The organism is Stenotrophomonas sp. YJH_SMC_46 (genome assembly GCF_059370315.1).
Map to the genome: position 1 here is coordinate 84,822 of NZ_JCAFTO010000006.1, position 15,299 is coordinate 100,120.

Sequence of the window (15,299 nt, forward strand, 5' to 3'; positions counted from 1 at the left end):
TCAAGGAATGCCTTGCATCTGAAAGCCGATGGCCCCATAACGGGGCCATCGGCTTTTTTTGTCTCCGGAAGATGCCCTCCCGGAGGCGGTTTTCCCCCTTCCCTGGAGCCCCCATGGCCCGTTCCCCAAGTGAAACCCTCGACCTGCCGGTCCTGCCGCTGCGCGACGTAGTGGTGTTCCCGCACATGGTCATCCCGCTGTTCGTCGGCCGTGACAAGTCCATGCACGCGCTCGAACAGGCAATGGAGGCAGACAAGCGCATCCTGCTGCTGGCGCAGAAGTCGGCCGAGACCGACGACCCGCATGCGGCCGACCTCTACCAGGTCGGCACGCTGGCGCAGGTGCTGCAGCTGCTGAAGCTGCCCGACGGCACCATCAAGGTGCTGGTCGAAGGCCTGTCGCGCGTGCAGGTCACCCACGTCGACGAGCGCAACGGCTCGCTGCACGGCCAGGCGGTGGAGATCGAGGCCACTGACGAGCGCGAAGCGCGCGAGGTCGAGGCCATCGCCCGCTCGCTGATGTCGCTGTTCGAGCAGTACGTGAAGACCAACCGCAAGCTGCCGCCGGAGCTGCTGCAGACGCTGTCGGGCATCGATGAGCCGGCGCGCCTGGCCGACACCATCGCTGCGCACATCAGCGTGCGCCTGGCCGACAAGCAGCGCCTGCTGGAAACGCTGGCCGTCGGTGACCGCCTGGAGATGCTGGTCGGCCTGGTCGACGGCGAGATCGACGTGCAGCAGATGGAGAAGCGCATCCGCGGCCGCGTGAAGTCGCAGATGGAGAAGAGCCAGCGCGAGTACTACCTCAACGAACAGATGAAGGCCATCCAGAAGGAACTGGGTGACCTGGACGACGCGCCGGGCGAGCTGGAAGAACTGGCCCGCAAGATTGCTGAGGCCGGCATGCCGAAGGCGGTTGAAGTCAAGGCGCGCAATGAACTGAACAAGCTCAAGCAGATGTCGCCGATGTCGGCTGAAGCCGCCGTCGTGCGCAACTACCTGGAGTGGCTGCTGGGCGTGCCGTGGAAGAAGCGCAGCAAGGTGCGCAAGGACCTGAAGGTGGCGCAGGACACCCTCGATGCCGATCACTACGGCCTGGAGAAGGTCAAGGAGCGCATCCTTGAATACCTGGCGGTGCAGTCGCGCGTGAAGCAGATGAAGGGCCCCATCCTGTGCCTGGTCGGGCCGCCGGGCGTGGGCAAGACCTCGCTGGGCCAGTCCATCGCCAAGGCCACCAACCGCAAGTTCGTGCGCATGTCGCTGGGCGGCGTGCGTGACGAGGCCGAGATCCGTGGCCACCGCCGTACCTACGTCGGTTCGATGCCGGGCCGCATCGTGCAGAACCTCAACAAGGTTGGCAGCAAGAACCCGCTGTTCGTGCTGGACGAGATCGACAAGATGTCGATGGACTTCCGTGGCGATCCGTCGTCGGCGCTGCTGGAGGTGCTCGACCCGGAGCAGAACAACGCGTTCAACGATCACTACCTGGAAGTGGACCTGGACCTGTCCGAAGTGATGTTCGTGGCCACCTCGAACTCGCTCAACATTCCCGGCCCGCTGCTGGACCGCATGGAAGTGATCCGCATCCCCGGCTACACCGAGGACGAGAAGCTCAACATCGCCACCCGTTACCTGGTGCCCAAGCAGGTCAAGGCCAACGGCCTGCAGCCGGAAGAACTGGAGATCGGCAGTGACGCCATCCAGGACATCGTGCGCTACTACACGCGCGAATCGGGCGTGCGCAACCTGGAACGCGAGATCGCCAAGATCTGCCGCAAGGTGGTGAAGGAGATCGCGCTGGCCGGCCCGCAGCCGGTGAAGGCGAAGAAGGGCGCGAAGAAGCCCAAGGCGCTGGTCAATGTGTCCAGCAAGAACCTGGACAAGTACCTGGGCGTGCGTCGCTTCGACTTCGGCCGTGCCGAGGAAGAGAACGAGATCGGCCTGGTCACCGGCCTGGCCTGGACCGAGGTCGGTGGCGACCTGCTGCAGATCGAATCGACGCTGGTGCCGGGCAAGGGCCAGCTGATCCTGACCGGCCAGCTCGGCAACGTAATGAAGGAATCGGCGTCGGCCGCGCTGTCGGTGGTGCGTTCGCGCGCCGTGGGCTTCGGCATCGACAGCGACTTCCTGCAGAAGCACGACGTGCACCTGCACGTGCCCGATGGCGCTACGCCGAAGGACGGCCCGAGTGCCGGCGCGGCGATGGTCACCTCGCTGGTATCGATGCTGACCAAGGTGCCGGTGCGTGCCGACGTGGCGATGACCGGTGAGATCACCCTGCGTGGCCGTGTCACCGCCATCGGCGGCTTGAAGGAAAAGCTGCTGGCCGCATTGCGGGGCGGCATCCGCACGGTCATCATTCCGGAAGAGAACCGCAAGGACCTTGCAGACATTCCGGCAAACGTTACCCGCGATCTGCAGATCGTGCCGGTGAAGTACATCGAGGAAGTGCTGGACCTGGCGTTGGAGCGCCCGTTGGCACCGAAGAAGGCACGCAAGAGTGCGCAGCGTGTCACGGTGCGCAGCAAGGCCAAACCGAGTGGAAGTGCGCGCGTCAAGCATTGACGCGCACCGTCCAATGGCCCGAAACCCGCGTCGTTGCTGGCTTTCCAGCTTGCGTGGGGGTAGGGCCACTGGTATAAAAGCAGCACTCGCGAATGAGTGATCGCTGTCAGCGATGACTGAATCGGCGAACCGTTTCCACATGGCGGCCGCATGCAGAAGGCGTGCGGTTGCTTCCCTGTCGAATAAGCGGAACCCACCGCCAAAGGAGTTGTAGAGAATGAACAAGACCGAATTGATCGATGCCGTTGCTGAAGCTGCGGACCTGACCAAGGCCGAGTCCAGCCGCGCTGTCGATGCCGTCGTTGCTGCCATCACCAAGGCGCTGAAGGACGGCGATGCGGTCACCCTGGTTGGCTTCGGTACCTTCCAGGTCCGCGACCGTGCTGCCCGCACCGGCCGCAACCCGAAGACCGGCGACACCATCAAGATCGCTGCTTCGAAGAATCCGTCGTTCAAGGCTGGCAAGGCTCTGAAGGATGCTGTAAACTAAGCGGCTCGCTGGGGTGCTTAGCTCAGCGGTAGAGCGTCTCCTTTACACGGAGAGGGTCGGGGGTTCGAAACCCTCAGCACCCACCACAGCACCGCGGTAACGTTTGAGTGTGGAGCGGTAGTTCAGCTGGTTAGAATGCTGGCCTGTCACGCCGGAGGTCGCGGGTTCGAGTCCCGTCCGCTCCGCCATTCAACGAGGCCTCCGGCCAAAAGCTGGAGGCTTTGTTTTCTCCCAGGTCCAGGCCGATGGGAAAACAAAAAAGCAACAATGCGGAGCGGTAGTTCAGCTGGTTAGAATGCTGGCCTGTCACGCCGGAGGTCGCGGGTTCGAGTCCCGTCCGCTCCGCCACTACATCAAGGCCCCCGGCCTAAAGCTGGGGGCCTTGTCTTCTCCCCGGAAGGTTCGGGAAGAAGGCGAATAGGTTCTTGCAAGAACGGAGCGGTAGTTCAGCTGGTTAGAATGCTGGCCTGTCACGCCGGAGGTCGCGGGTTCGAGTCCCGTCCGCTCCGCCATTGCAGAGTCTTAAATCCCTGTGAAAAAACTTTGAAAAAAGTGTTCATCGGGCTGGGTTTCCAGGGAGTCTTCGGATATACTGGGCGCCTGCAAAGTTTCAGCGCGGAGCGGTAGTTCAGCTGGTTAGAATGCTGGCCTGTCACGCCGGAGGTCGCGGGTTCGAGTCCCGTCCGCTCCGCCAACTCTAAAAGCCCTCGGCGCAAGCCGGGGGCTTTTTCTTTAGCCCGTCGCAAAGTGATGCGCAGGCCGCGCCGCCGCTGCTTTTGGTCCCTGCGGCGAAGCGGGTTACACTGCCGGGCTCGCCAATCAGGCCTTGTGATTCCTCACCATGCTGCAGAAACTCCGCGACAAGACCTCAGGCTGGATCGTCACCGTGATCCTGGGGCTGCTGATGATTCCGTTCCTGTTCGTGATCGACAACAGCTACCTCGGTGGCGTTGGCGCTCAGAACGTGGCCAAGGTTTCCGCCCCGCCGACCTGGTGGCGTTCGGCACCGTCGTGGTGGCCGGTGCGCATGCTGTGGCAGCACCATGAGATCAGCGCGCAGGATTTCCGCACCCGTTTCGAGCAGGAGCGCATGCGTGAGCGCCAGCAGCAGGGCGAGAACTTCGACCCGCGCGCTTTCGAGAGCACCGAAAACAAGCTGGCCGTGCTCGACCAGCTGATCGATGAGCAGGTCGTGCGCCTGGTCGGTGAACAAGCCGGCGTTGTCATTGGCGATGGTGCGGTGCGCGAGTACATCGCCACCATCCCGGCCTTCCTCGATTCGAACGGCAAGTTCAACGAAAACAACTATCGCCTGGCCCTGGCCGGTGGCAATCCGCCGCGTACCCCGACCCAGTTCCAGGAACTGGTGCGCGAGAGCCTGCAGCAGTCGGTGATCCCGTCGGGCCTGCAGAATTCGGGCTTTGTCACCCAGGCCGAAACCGAGCGCCTGCTGAAGCTGCTGGGTGAAACCCGCGACGTCGAACTGGCCGCGTTGCCGGAAGTACCGGCTGACACCGCGCCGGTGACTGACGCGCAGATCAAGCAGTGGTACGACAGCCACGGCAAGGATTTCCGCCAGGCCGAGAGCGTCTCGCTGGAATACGTCGAGATCAACGGTGCGAACCTGCCGGCACCGACTCCGGCCGATGAAGCGACCCTGCGCAAGCGCTATGAAGAAGAAAAGGCGAAGTTCACCTCGCCGGAGCAGCGCCAGGCCTCGCACATCCTGATTACCGGTGACGGCGCCGAAGCCAAGGCGAACAAGATCGCTGCCGAAGCCAAGGCGGCCGGTGCCGACTTCGCTGCGCTGGCCAAGGCCAATTCGGAAGATCCGGGCTCCAAGGACCAGGGCGGTGACCTGGGCTGGGTCGAGCGCGGTGCGATGGTCAAGCCGTTCGAAGACGCACTGTTCGCTGCCAAGGCCGGTGACGTGATCGGCCCGGTCAAGACCGACTTCGGCTACCACATCATCAAGGTCGCCGCGGTGCGTGGCGGCGAAGGCAAGTCGTTCGAGGAAGTACGTGACACGCTGGCCGCCGAGCAGCTGAAGGCCGACGGCGAACGCGGCTTCAACGAGCTGGCCGGTCGTCTGGTGGATGCCATCAACAAGAGCCCGAGCGATCTGGCCGCTGCGGCCAAGGAAGTCAACCTGCCGCTGCAGACCCTGGGGCCGATCACCCGCGCAACCGCCAGTGGCATCGCCGCTGACCCGGCCGTGCTGCGTGCCGCCTTCTCTGAAGTGCTGGTGCAGGACGGCACTGCCAGCGACCCGATTGCGCTCGGCGGCGCGACCAACCACAGTGTGGTCATCCGTGTGGTCGCCCATACCCCGGAACAGGCCCTGCCGCTGGACAAGGCCCGCGAGCAGGTGATCGCCGCGATCCGCACTGACCGCCAGCGCCAGGCCAGCGACAAGGCCGCCGACGCCGTGCTGGCCAAGCTGAAGGCGGGCGCCACCCTGCAGTCGCTGGCCGCAAGCGAGAAGCTGCAGCTGAGCCCGATGCCGGGCCTGCCGCGCAGCCAGCCGGTGCCGACCCCGGAAATCAACCGCGCCATCTTCAGCGCGCCTGTGCCGGCCGAAGGCAAGCCGAGCTACGGCAAGGTCGACGTCAACGGTCACGCGCTGCTGTTTGCAGTGAACAAGGTCAACCCGGGCGACATCAAGGAAGTGACCGCCGAGCAGCAGAAGCAGCTCAAGGAGCAGCTGAGCCAGATCGATGGCATGGCCGCAGCCAAGGCCTACGTGGATGCGATGCGCAAGAAGTTCATGATCCAGACCACCGAAGCGAACCTGTAAGCCTCGCGGCGAGCAGATCGAAGAAGGCCCGGCATTGCCGGGCCTTTTTTATTGGGAGCGATGCTGGAAATTGAACTGTAGAGCCGAGCCCATGCTCGGCCTGTCATGAACCCCGGCAGGGCGCGAACATGAAAAAGCCGAGCATGGGCTCGGCTCTACAGGAAGCAGGGCAGGGCGCGGCCGGAACCGCGCCTGCTTCAATCCTCGACGCGCAGTACCGCGCCCGGCTTCAGCACGCTGCTGCCACTCAGGCCGTTCAGTGACAGCAGCGCCTTCACCGGCATGCCATAGCGACGGGCGATGGTCCAGGCCGACTCGCCATCGCGCACGGTGTGGCGGCGGCTGCGCGGGCGATCGGCAATCGCGGCGACGGTCTTGGCCGCCTGCGGCGTCGGTGTGGTCGTGGCAGCCGGTGCGGTGCTGGCCACCAGCGTGGTCGCGGTTTCCGTCACCGTCGCATTGGCGGCCGAGACCGGGGCCAGCACCCGGGTGGTTCCCGAGGCACGGTTGCCCGCGGCCAGGGCCGGGTTGAGGCGGGCGATCCTGGCAGGGTCCAGGGCGCGTTGTGCGGCCCACTGCTGGATGCTGGTGCCGGCCGGCAGGGTGTGGTCCTTCAGCACCGGCACGGTGCGGTCCAGCGAGGCCATCACGCCGGGCTGGTCTTCCACGTCCTCCAGCACGCAGGCCAGGGCATGCAGCTTCTCGACATAGGCATGGGTGACCGGTGACAGGCCGGGCAGCGCCGATGGCTTGGCGTTCTGCGCGTTCATGCCGGCCTTGCGCATGGACTGCAGGACCCGGTACTCGCCGGCGTTGTAGGCCATGGTGGCCAGGCGCCAGTCGCCGCCGAACATGCCGTGCAGGGTCTTCAGGTAACGTACCGCGGCCTGGGTGGAATCGACCGCCGACAGGCGGCCGTCGTAGCCGTTGGACATGGGCACCCGATGGTTGCGCGCGGTGGTGGCGATGAACTGCCACAGGCCCGTCGGACCGCTGCCATTGCGGGCATTGGGCCGATAGCCACTTTCCACGAACGGAATCAGTGCGAATTCGGTGGGCAGGTTGGCCTTGCGCAGTTCTTCGACCACGTAGCCGAACAGCACCAGCGCATCGTCATCCTGGTTGGCCAGGCGTGAGGGAGCATGGGCGAACTGCTTCTGCCAGCGCGGGCTGGTGGCCTCGGCATCGCAGCTGGGCTCGGCCAGGCCGTCGCGGAAGCTTGTGAAGATCTCCTGGCCGTTGCGTACCGAAGCGGCCGGCAGCGCCGATGGATCCAGCGGCAGCGCAGCGGCAGCGGTCAGGTTCTGGCTGATGCCTGCGCCCAGCGACTGTGCGCCCGCGGTTCCTGCCAGCCCCAGCGCAAGGCCCAGGGCCAGCGGCAGACTTCGGCGCATCATGCGCGGAAGCCGTCTTTCCAGTGCCGGAGACCGGCCATCACGTCGACGTCGTCCACGACGTCACGGCCCAGATGCGCCGCCACCGACGCACGGATCGTCGCCGCGTGCACACGCAGGAAGGGATTGCAGTCGAATTCGCTGGCCAGGGTTACCGGCAGGGTGGAACGGTCATCGCGGCGCATGGCCAAAGCCTCCTCTTGGCGCTGCCACAGGGCAGCGTTGGCGGGGTCGACATGCCGCGCGAAGACGGCATTTGACACGGTGTACTCATGAGCGCAACAAAGCAGCAGTTGCGCGGGCAGGGCACCCAGCTTGCGCATCGACGCCAGCAGCTGGGACGGCGTACCTTCGAACAGGCGTCCACAGCCCAGGCTGAACAACGAATCTCCGCTGAAAAGATGTTCAGCAGTGTGAAACGCGATGTGGCTGCGGGTATGCCCGGGCACGGATAGTACGTGGAACGTCCGGCCCAGTGCCTGAACGCGTTCACCTTCACCGACGCGGTGGGTCGCAATGGGAATGCGCTCCTCGACCGGCGCGATCACCCGGACGCCGGGAAAACGCGCCTGCAGCGCGGGCACGCCACCGATGTGGTCATCGTGATGATGGGTGAGCAGGATCGTGTCCACGCGCAGGCCCTGATCGGCCACCGCAAGCACCGGCGCGGCATCGCCGGGATCGATGACCACGGCGGCGCCATCGTCGTCGATCAACGTCCAGATGTAGTTGTCCGCAAATGCGGGCAGGGCAGTCAGTCGCATAGAATTGGACCATGCCCGCGCTGCAGAGCACCCGTCAAGCGAGCCAGACCCCGTGGTTCGACAGTGAACCGGCGGAATCCCTGCGCGTGCTGGAGCGGCAATTACTGCTGCCGCAGCTGTCAGTGCTGCCGGCACAACCCTGGTTGTGGATCGCGCCAAGCGCGTGCTGGCTTGATGATGCGCAGCTCGGCGGGCGTGGCCTGCGCCTGTTCCGGCAAGGGCAGGGCTATGCCGGCGATACCCGCTGCGCACTGCCGCTGCCGCTGGCCAACGAGAGTGTCAACGCGATCGTGCTGCAGCATGTGACCACCGGCGATGCCGACCAGCTGCTGGATGAGTGCGAGCGCGTGCTGATGCCGGGCGGCCACCTGTGGCTGAGCAGCCTCAACCCGTTCAGCCCCTACCGTACACATTGGCGCCAGCACGGACTGGTGGTGCGCACGCCGCAGCGGATTCGCCTGCTGCTCGGCCGCCACGGGCTGGAGTGCGACGATATGCGTTACATCGGCCCCCTCTGGCGCGGTGCCGGCAGCCGTCGCCCGGGCGGGTGGGCGCCACTGCGCGCGGCCTGCCTGTTCCATGCTGAAAAGCGCACGCTGGCCCTGCCCGGGCCGACACCGCTGCCGGTGCGCTGGCACGGCACCGTAGCCACCTGATTCTGGAGTTGTATTGAAAACCATCGAAATCCACACCGACGGTTCCTGCCTTGGCAATCCCGGCCCCGGCGGCTGGGCTGCACTGCTGCGCTACAAGGGCCATGAGCGTGAACTGAGCGGCGGCGAAGCGCACACCACCAACAACCGGATGGAGCTGATGGCCGCCATTTCCGGGTTGGAGACGCTGACCGAGCCGTGCAACATCGTGCTCTACACCGATTCGCAGTACGTGCGGCAGGGGCTGACCCAGTGGATGCCGGGCTGGATCCGCAAGAACTGGAAGACCGCCGGCGGTGAGCCGGTGAAGAACCGCGAGCTGTGGGAGCGCCTGCATGCGGCCACGCTGCGGCACCAGATCGACTGGCGCTGGGTGAAGGGCCACTCCGGCGATCCGGACAATGAGCGGGTGGATACCCTGGCCCGCAACGCGGCCATCCAGATCCGCGACGCCAGCCCGGTAAACTGAGCCCATGCGTCAGATCATCCTCGATACCGAAACCACCGGCCTGGAGTGGAAGAAGGGCAACCGCATCGTCGAAATCGGCTGCGTGGAGCTGTTCAAGCGCCGCCCGACCGGCAACAACTACCACCAGTACATCAAGCCGGACTGCGAGTTCGAACAGGGCGCGCAGGAAGTCACCGGCCTGACCCTGGAGTTTCTGGCTGACAAGCCGGACTTCGCGCAGATCGCCGATGAATTCCTTGCCTTCATCGATGGCGCCGAGCTGATCATCCACAACGCGGCGTTCGACCTGGGCTTCCTCGACAACGAACTGTCGTTGCTGGGCCCGCAGTACGGGAAGATCACCGATCGCTGCACGGTGATCGATACCCTGGTGATGGCGCGCGAGCGCTTCCCGGGCCAGCGCAATTCGCTGGATGCGCTGTGCAAGCGGCTGGGCGTGGACAATTCGCACCGTGCGCTGCATGGCGGCCTGCTCGATGCGCAGATCCTGGGTGACGTCTACATCGCGCTGACCTCGGGGCAGGAAGAGATCGGATTCGGCCTGGGGGATGACGATGGCGGTGGCGCCGGTGCGGCGCTGCAGGCCTTCGATACCAGCAAGCTGCTGCCGCGCCCGCGCGTAGTGGCCACGCCGTCGGAGCTGGAAGCGCATGCCGCGCGGCTGGAGCGGTTGCGCAAGAAGGCCGGCCACGCGCTGTGGGATGGCCCGAAGGTGGAAGAACCCGTCAGCGCGTAATACATCGAGGTAGTGCCGGCCGCTGGCCGGCATCTACGTGATACGGGGTTTCCCGGTGAGCCGGCCAGCGGCCGGCATTACCGCATCCACGCGTGGCGTGGATCTACCGGTCAATGGCAGCGCACCAGGATCACGCTGATGTTGTCGCGGCCACCGCCGTCGAGTGCGGCTGCGACCAGCGTGTCCACGCATTCCTGCGCGCTGGCATCTTCGTAGGCGAGGGTGCGGGCGATACTGCGGTCGTCCACCTCCTCGGTCAGGCCGTCACTGCACAGCAGCAGCTTCATTCCCGGGCGCAGTTCACCGCTGGTGGTGGCCACGTTCAGGTGTGCCGGATCGGTCACGCCCAGCGCCTGGGTAACCACGTTGCGATGCGGATGCGCACGCGCCTGCTCGGCGGTCAGGTTTCCCTGCGCGACCAGTTCCTGCACCACGCTGTGGTCCTGGCTGAGCTGTGCCAGCTGTCCATCGCGCCACAGGTAGGCGCGGCTGTCGCCGACCCAGGCCACTTCATAGCGGTTGCCCTGCACGCGCGCGGCGACCACGGTGGTGCCCATCGGCAGGCTGTCATTGCGACGGCGTGAGGTGCGGATGATCTCTTCGTCGGCGGTGCGGATGGCCTGGGCCAATGGCGCGCCACGGCGTATCTCGCGCACGATGGTTTCGCGTGCCAGCGCGCTGGCCACTTCACCGCAGGCGTGCCCGCCCATGCCATCGGCCACCAGCCACAGGGCCAGCTCGCTGTCACCGTAGTAGGTGTCCTCGTTGAGCTCGCGGCGCATGCCGGGGTGGGTGAGGTGTCCGAATTCGATCATGGGGGCTGGGGCAGGGTGTTGCTGGGGAGACAGGCATCATCGGGTGGCCGCACGCATCCGGCAAGGCATGCGCCCAGGAAATTTCCACTTCATGGGCCGGAATGACTTGTCGTCGGCCTCACTTCCTCGTATGATGCGCGTCCCCGGTCCGCCGGGGACCATCCGGAGAGGTGGCAGAGTGGTTGAATGTACCTGACTCGAAATCAGGCAGGCGTTTATAGCGCCTCGGGGGTTCGAATCCCCCCCTCTCCGCCAGATAAAGAAAAAGGGCTGCCGAAAGGCAGCCCTTTTTCTTTATCTGGCGCGGGACGCGACGCGCTCTGCGCGTCGCCCCACACGTTGCTGCGCAACGTATGGGCCCCTCCCTTTGCCGGCCTCTCCCCGCCCCTGTCGGGGCAGCCCCTCAACAGAGGGGCTTGTTCCTCCAGATGGATCACGGGAGATCCGCGCGGTGCGTGGATGCGCGGCGGGCATCCCGCCGTAGTGACCCTGTACTGATCTGGCGCGGGACGCGACGCGCTCTGCGCGTCGCCCCACACGTTGCTGCGCAACGCGTGGGCCCCTCCCTTTGCCGGCCTCTCCCCGCCCCTGTCGGGGCAGCCCCTCAACAGAGGGGCTTGTTCCTCCAGATGGATCACGGGAGATCCGCGCGGTGCCTGGAAGCTGTTCCTGCTGGCAGGCTCATCCACGCATGGCGTGGATCTACCCGGGATATCCGTGCGGACGCTGCGGGTTAACATGTACGCATCACCTGCTGGAGCTTTTCCCGATGACCGCTGAAATCCTCGTCCCCGTTTCCTTCGGCGAGCTGCTGGACAAGATCTCGATCCTGCAGATCAAGTCCGAGCGCATCAGCGACGAGGGCAAGCTGGCCAATGTGCGCAAGGAGCTGTCGGCGCTGGAGCAGACCTGGATGGCACACCCGGCCGCGGTGAAGGACATCGCCAAGCTGCGTGCCGAGCTGAAGGCGGTCAACGAGCAGCTGTGGGACATCGAGGACGACATCCGCCTGAAGGAGAAGGTGCAGGCGTTCGACCAGGGCTTCATCGACCTGGCGCGCAGTGTCTACCTGCGCAACGACGAGCGCGCGCGCATCAAGAAGGCGATCAACCTGGCGCTGGGCTCGGCGTACGTGGAAGAGAAGTCCTACCAGGATTACGCGCAGCGCACGTAAACCCGGGCAGGCTGCCGATCACCCCAGGTGGTCGGCGACGTAGCGTTCGAACGCAGCGATACCGTCTTCCACGGTGATCAGTTCCATCACATCGTCGAATTCGATCTTGGTGCCCCACTTCAGGTCCGCCGCCTGCTTGGCCAGGTACTTGCGCGCGGCATCATCGTAGCGGTCCACGCAGTAGCGGCGGTCCGAGTACGGGCCACTGCGGTCCGGATTGCTGGCTGCATGCAGGCCCAGCACTTTGGCGCCCATCGCGTTGGCGATGTGCATCGGGCCCGAGTCCGGGGTCATCACCAGATTGGCGCGGGCCAGCAGGGCAGGCAGCTGCTTCAACGTGTCCTTGCCGACCAGGTCCAGTGCCGGCGTCTGCAGCTGCGCCTGGATCGCATCGGCCATGTGGCGCTCCAGTTCGCTGCGGCCACCGCACAGCACCACCCGCCAACCGCGCTGTGCGGCGTGGTTGGCCACCGCTGCATAGCGGTCCGCATACCAGTTGCGCCGCACGTGGCTGGAGCAGGGCGAGATCATCAGCACCGGGCGGCCATCTTCCTGCCACTGAGCGGCGGCCCACTCGAAGGCGGAGGGCGGCACGGCCAGATCCCAGCTGACTTCGGTCTGGCGCAGGCCCAGCGGTTCGCAGAAGCTGCCGATGGCATCCAGTACATGGATGCCGGGGCGGTCAGGAATGCGCTCGTTGATGAAGAGCCCGTGCAGGTCCTTGGAGCGGCTGCGGTCGTAGCCGATGCGGCGCTCGGCCGGAATGAAGGCTGACAGCAGGTTGGCGCGGAATGCGACCTGCATCTGCAGAAGCGCCTCGAAGCGCCCCGGTGGCAGTTGCCTGCGCAGTTCCTTGACCCCAGCCATGCCGCTCTTCTTGTCGTAGGCATGGAAGGTGACACCGGGCAGGCCGTCAAGCAGCTTGTGGCCAACCTTGTCGATGATCCAGTGGATCGGCGTGTCCGGGCGCGCAGCCTGCAGGGTGCGCACCAGGGGCACCACGTGGGTGACGTCGCCGAGTGCGGACAGGCGCAGGAGGCACAAGGAGGAGGACGCTGATGCCATGTGTTGTTAGACTCAATGAAATGGTCGCATTCGACGCCAATGAAGCGCTGACGCCATGCCGCGAGGGTCGCGGCATCGGGGCCATTCTGTTCGACCGCGAGCGGCTGCGGCAAGCCGACATCGGCCTGTTCTCGCCCCAGCACTGGGGCAGCAGGGCCCGGCCGGTGGGCGAGGGCGGCCGCGGCAGCGCCTGGTTCGTCGATGCGCCGTTCGGTGCCAGCGTGCTGCGGCACTACCTGCGGGGCGGCCTGGCCGCGAAGCTCAGCCACGACCAGTACCTGTGGCGCGGTTCGGAGCGGACCCGCAGCTTCGCCGAATTCCGGCTGATGCGCGCGCTGCGCGAGAAGAAGCTGCCGGTGCCACGGCCGATCGCCGCGTTCTACATGCGCGAGGGCCTGCGCTACCGGGCCGCGATCCTGATGGAGCGGATCGAGGGCGTGCGCTCGCTGGCCGACCGCGCCCTGGTCGCCGGCCGGGGCGCGCCCTGGGAGGAGACGGGGCGGCTGATCGCCCGCTTCCATCGTGCCGGCCTGGACCATGCCGACCTCAATGCGCACAACATCCTGTTCGATGGCAACGGCCATGGCTGGCTGATCGACTTCGACCGTGGCGTGATCCGCATCCCGGCCACTGCCTGGCGCGAACGCAATCTCAAGCGCCTGCTGCGCTCGCTGATCAAGTTGCGCGGCGAGCGCAGCGTGGAAGATGTGCAGAAGGACTACGCGCGGCTGCGCCGTGCCTATGACATGGCCTGGAACCGGGGCACCTGATGGATTGGTCGTTGCGTTTCCTCGGCGTCGGCAATGCGTCGGCGGTCGAGCTGGGGTCGCCGATGTCGGTGATCGAGCGGGATGGGCGTCCGTGGCTGACCATTGATTGTGGTGGTGAAGGGCTGACCGCGTTCAAGGCGCACTACGGCCACATGCCGCAGGCGTTGTTCGTGACCCATGTGCACCTTGACCACGTGGCCGGCTTCGAACGGCTGTTCGTGGACACCTTCTTCAATGCGCAGCGGCGCGGCAAGGTGCGCCTGTATGTGCCGGCCACGGTGGTGCCGCTGCTGCACCAGCGCATCGGTGACTATCCGAACGTGCTGGCCGAGGGCGGCGCGAACTTCTGGGATGCCTTCCAGCTGATCGTGGTGGGCGATGCGTTCTGGCACGAGGGAGTGCGCCTGGAGGTGTTCCCAGTGCGTCACCACTGGCCGGAGACGGCCTATGGCCTGCGCCTGCAGGGCGCGCTGACCTGGAGCGGCGATACCCGGCCGATTCCGGAGATGCTGGCCCGCTTCGCCAATGACAACGAGCTGATCGCCCACGACTGCGGCCTGCACGGCAATCCGTCGCACACCGGCGTGGACGATCTGGAGCGTGAGTACAGCGCCGAGCTGCGGGCGCGGATGATGCTCTACCACTATGCCAGCGTGGCCGATGGCCAGGCGCTGGCAACGCGGGGGCACCGTGTTGCGCAGCCGGGGCAGTGCGTGCCCCTGGCCAGCCCGACCGCGCCGCACGTACTGGCGCAGGATCCGGCGTGATCGACGTGGGCCAGCCTGCGGACGCAGCGTTGGCCGCCGAACTGGAGGCGCTGGAACGCGCGCTGCATGCGCCGCAGGTGCGGGGTGACCGCCAGGCCCTTTCGGCCCTGCTGGACGAGGATTTCAGCGAGATCGGCAGTTCCGGACAATGCTACGGTCGTGATGCCGCGTTGCTGGAGATCCCGTTGGAACGCGCGCAGGTGCTGATTGAATCGGAACAGTACGCCGTGTGGTTGCTGGCCCGGGACCTGGCCCAGGTGCGCTACCGCAGCCGCCATCACGTCGATGGCCAGGCGCAACGCTGGGTGCTGCGCAGTTCGCTGTGGCGTCGGCATGCGCAGGGGTGGCGCGTGGTGTTCCATCAGGGAACGCCGCAGGCCCGGTAGCGGTGGGCCATCCCCGGCGAGGGGCGCCAATCAAGATTGGCGGCTACCAGGGCCGTGGGGCGCCCGAAAAGGCGATGGCCCCGCCGGCTGACCTCGGCGCCCGCGTCGATCGATACCGTTGCTGCCTTCCGGCCCTGGCGGGATTTTCGACCTAGCGTCGCGAGGGGCCGACGGGGCCACCATAGAGACGTTGGCCGCCCGAGGGGCGGCCGGTGTTCACCGATCAGGGGAAGCAGCGCGCGACGCGCCGGAGACCACAGCCGGACTGCACATCGGCTGACCGATGGCAGACGGCAACTATAGCGCAGGCAGGTACATCGACGCCAGCTTCGTGCACTGAATCGGCTGTAACCCGCGTCTGCTGGCAAGGGCCCGGCGCGACCGGCGTTGCTAGAATGCCGGCCAGGAGGAACGGCCTCCCCCACATCGGGAACCACTGACCAGGACGGCCTGGC

14 protein-coding genes, 6 tRNA genes and 1 other RNA gene are annotated in these 15,299 nt (G+C 65.9%); 16 read left to right on the top strand and 5 right to left on the bottom strand.

The features are described 5' to 3' along the window. The first annotated feature begins 113 nt into the window (after positions 1 to 113). The 8 genes from lon to AC5P8C_RS17985 all read left to right on the top strand — a co-directional run bounded on the left by lon (position 114) and on the right by AC5P8C_RS17985 (position 5,851). On the top strand, positions 114 to 2,564 hold the full coding sequence (gene lon, locus AC5P8C_RS17950; RefSeq protein ID WP_019659526.1) for an endopeptidase La: 2,451 nt from the start codon (positions 114 to 116) through the stop codon (positions 2,562 to 2,564). Positions 2,565 to 2,781: 217 nt separating this feature from the next. Continuing rightward, on the top strand, positions 2,782 to 3,054 hold the full coding sequence (locus AC5P8C_RS17955; RefSeq protein WP_005408270.1) for an HU family DNA-binding protein: 273 nt from the start codon (positions 2,782 to 2,784) through the stop codon (positions 3,052 to 3,054). An 11-nt stretch (positions 3,055 to 3,065) separates the two neighbouring features. Next, positions 3,066 to 3,140 (top strand) — tRNA-Val (locus tag AC5P8C_RS17960). A 25-nt stretch (positions 3,141 to 3,165) separates the two neighbouring features. Next, positions 3,166 to 3,242: transfer RNA gene (locus tag AC5P8C_RS17965), tRNA-Asp, on the top strand. Between the two features lie 83 nt (positions 3,243 to 3,325). Next, positions 3,326 to 3,402, top strand: a tRNA-Asp gene (locus tag AC5P8C_RS17970). Positions 3,403 to 3,489: 87 nt separating this feature from the next. Continuing rightward, a tRNA-Asp gene (locus tag AC5P8C_RS17975) sits at positions 3,490 to 3,566 on the top strand. A 105-nt stretch (positions 3,567 to 3,671) separates the two neighbouring features. Next, a tRNA-Asp gene (locus tag AC5P8C_RS17980) sits at positions 3,672 to 3,748 on the top strand. A 147-nt stretch (positions 3,749 to 3,895) separates the two neighbouring features. Continuing rightward, entirely contained in the window at positions 3,896 to 5,851 is a 1,956-nt protein-coding gene (locus tag AC5P8C_RS17985; RefSeq protein ID WP_495219187.1) for a peptidyl-prolyl cis-trans isomerase, read from the top strand. A 197-nt stretch (positions 5,852 to 6,048) separates the two neighbouring features. On the opposite strand, the gene AC5P8C_RS17990 is transcribed toward AC5P8C_RS17985, so the two are convergent. After that, positions 6,049 to 7,248: a lytic transglycosylase domain-containing protein gene (locus AC5P8C_RS17990; protein WP_019659524.1), complete on the bottom strand. Its 1,200-nt coding sequence runs from the start codon at positions 7,246 to 7,248 to the stop codon at positions 6,049 to 6,051. Further along, on the bottom strand, positions 7,245 to 8,009 hold the full coding sequence (gene gloB, locus AC5P8C_RS17995) for a hydroxyacylglutathione hydrolase (protein WP_019659523.1): 765 nt from the start codon (positions 8,007 to 8,009) through the stop codon (positions 7,245 to 7,247). Before gloB ends, AC5P8C_RS17990 begins: the two co-directional genes overlap by 4 nt. A gap of 11 nt (positions 8,010 to 8,020) precedes the next feature. Here gloB and AC5P8C_RS18000 point away from each other — a divergent pair, with 11 nt between their 5' ends. Genes AC5P8C_RS18000 through dnaQ form a run of 3 tightly spaced genes read left to right on the top strand, consistent with a single transcriptional unit; the run spans position 8,021 to position 9,867 of the window. Further along, a complete protein-coding gene (locus AC5P8C_RS18000; protein WP_019659522.1) occupies positions 8,021 to 8,665 on the top strand; it encodes a class I SAM-dependent methyltransferase in 645 nt (214 codons plus the stop codon). A 13-nt stretch (positions 8,666 to 8,678) separates the two neighbouring features. After that, positions 8,679 to 9,131 carry a ribonuclease HI gene (gene rnhA, locus AC5P8C_RS18005; protein ID WP_019659521.1) on the top strand — a complete coding sequence of 151 codons (453 nt, stop codon included), beginning with the start codon at positions 8,679 to 8,681 and terminating at the stop codon, positions 9,129 to 9,131. A gap of 4 nt (positions 9,132 to 9,135) precedes the next feature. Further along, the gene (dnaQ, locus tag AC5P8C_RS18010; protein WP_019659520.1) at positions 9,136 to 9,867 is read left to right on the top strand and encodes a DNA polymerase III subunit epsilon; all 732 of its coding nucleotides are present in this window, start codon (positions 9,136 to 9,138) and stop codon (positions 9,865 to 9,867) included. 110 nt (positions 9,868 to 9,977) lie between these two features. Here dnaQ and AC5P8C_RS18015 read toward each other — a convergent pair whose 3' ends face one another. After that, positions 9,978 to 10,682, bottom strand: coding sequence for a PP2C family protein-serine/threonine phosphatase (locus tag AC5P8C_RS18015; protein WP_495219189.1), 705 nt, complete (start codon positions 10,680 to 10,682; stop codon positions 9,978 to 9,980). A gap of 164 nt (positions 10,683 to 10,846) precedes the next feature. Here AC5P8C_RS18015 and AC5P8C_RS18020 point away from each other — a divergent pair. Both AC5P8C_RS18020 and AC5P8C_RS18025 read left to right on the top strand, forming a co-directional pair. Further along, a tRNA-Ser gene (locus AC5P8C_RS18020) sits at positions 10,847 to 10,937 on the top strand. Positions 10,938 to 11,451: 514 nt separating this feature from the next. Beyond that, on the top strand, positions 11,452 to 11,856 hold the full coding sequence (locus AC5P8C_RS18025) for a DUF6165 family protein (RefSeq protein ID WP_019659518.1): 405 nt from the start codon (positions 11,452 to 11,454) through the stop codon (positions 11,854 to 11,856). 18 nt (positions 11,857 to 11,874) lie between these two features. Here AC5P8C_RS18025 and AC5P8C_RS18030 read toward each other — a convergent pair whose 3' ends face one another. Next, positions 11,875 to 12,921, bottom strand: a complete 1,047-nt coding sequence (locus AC5P8C_RS18030) for a glycosyltransferase family 9 protein (protein ID WP_019659517.1) — start codon at positions 12,919 to 12,921, stop codon at positions 11,875 to 11,877. 20 nt (positions 12,922 to 12,941) lie between these two features. Between AC5P8C_RS18030 and AC5P8C_RS18035 the strand changes: the two genes are divergently transcribed. The 3 genes from AC5P8C_RS18035 to AC5P8C_RS18045 are packed head-to-tail and all read left to right on the top strand — an operon-like array spanning position 12,942 to position 14,844. Further along, entirely contained in the window at positions 12,942 to 13,691 is a 750-nt protein-coding gene (locus tag AC5P8C_RS18035) for a 3-deoxy-D-manno-octulosonic acid kinase (protein ID WP_019659516.1), read from the top strand. Beyond that, positions 13,691 to 14,458 (top strand): MBL fold metallo-hydrolase, encoded by a 768-nt coding sequence (locus AC5P8C_RS18040; protein ID WP_019659515.1) that lies wholly within the window; start codon positions 13,691 to 13,693, stop codon positions 14,456 to 14,458. The genes AC5P8C_RS18035 and AC5P8C_RS18040 overlap by 1 nt, the downstream gene beginning before the upstream one ends. After that, on the top strand, positions 14,455 to 14,844 hold the full coding sequence (locus tag AC5P8C_RS18045; RefSeq protein ID WP_019659514.1) for a nuclear transport factor 2 family protein: 390 nt from the start codon (positions 14,455 to 14,457) through the stop codon (positions 14,842 to 14,844). Before AC5P8C_RS18040 ends, AC5P8C_RS18045 begins: the two co-directional genes overlap by 4 nt. A gap of 77 nt (positions 14,845 to 14,921) precedes the next feature. On the opposite strand, the gene ffs is transcribed toward AC5P8C_RS18045, so the two are convergent. After that, an RNA gene (gene ffs / locus AC5P8C_RS18050) (signal recognition particle sRNA small type) lies at positions 14,922 to 15,018 on the bottom strand. Positions 15,019 to 15,299: the final 281 nt, after the last annotated feature.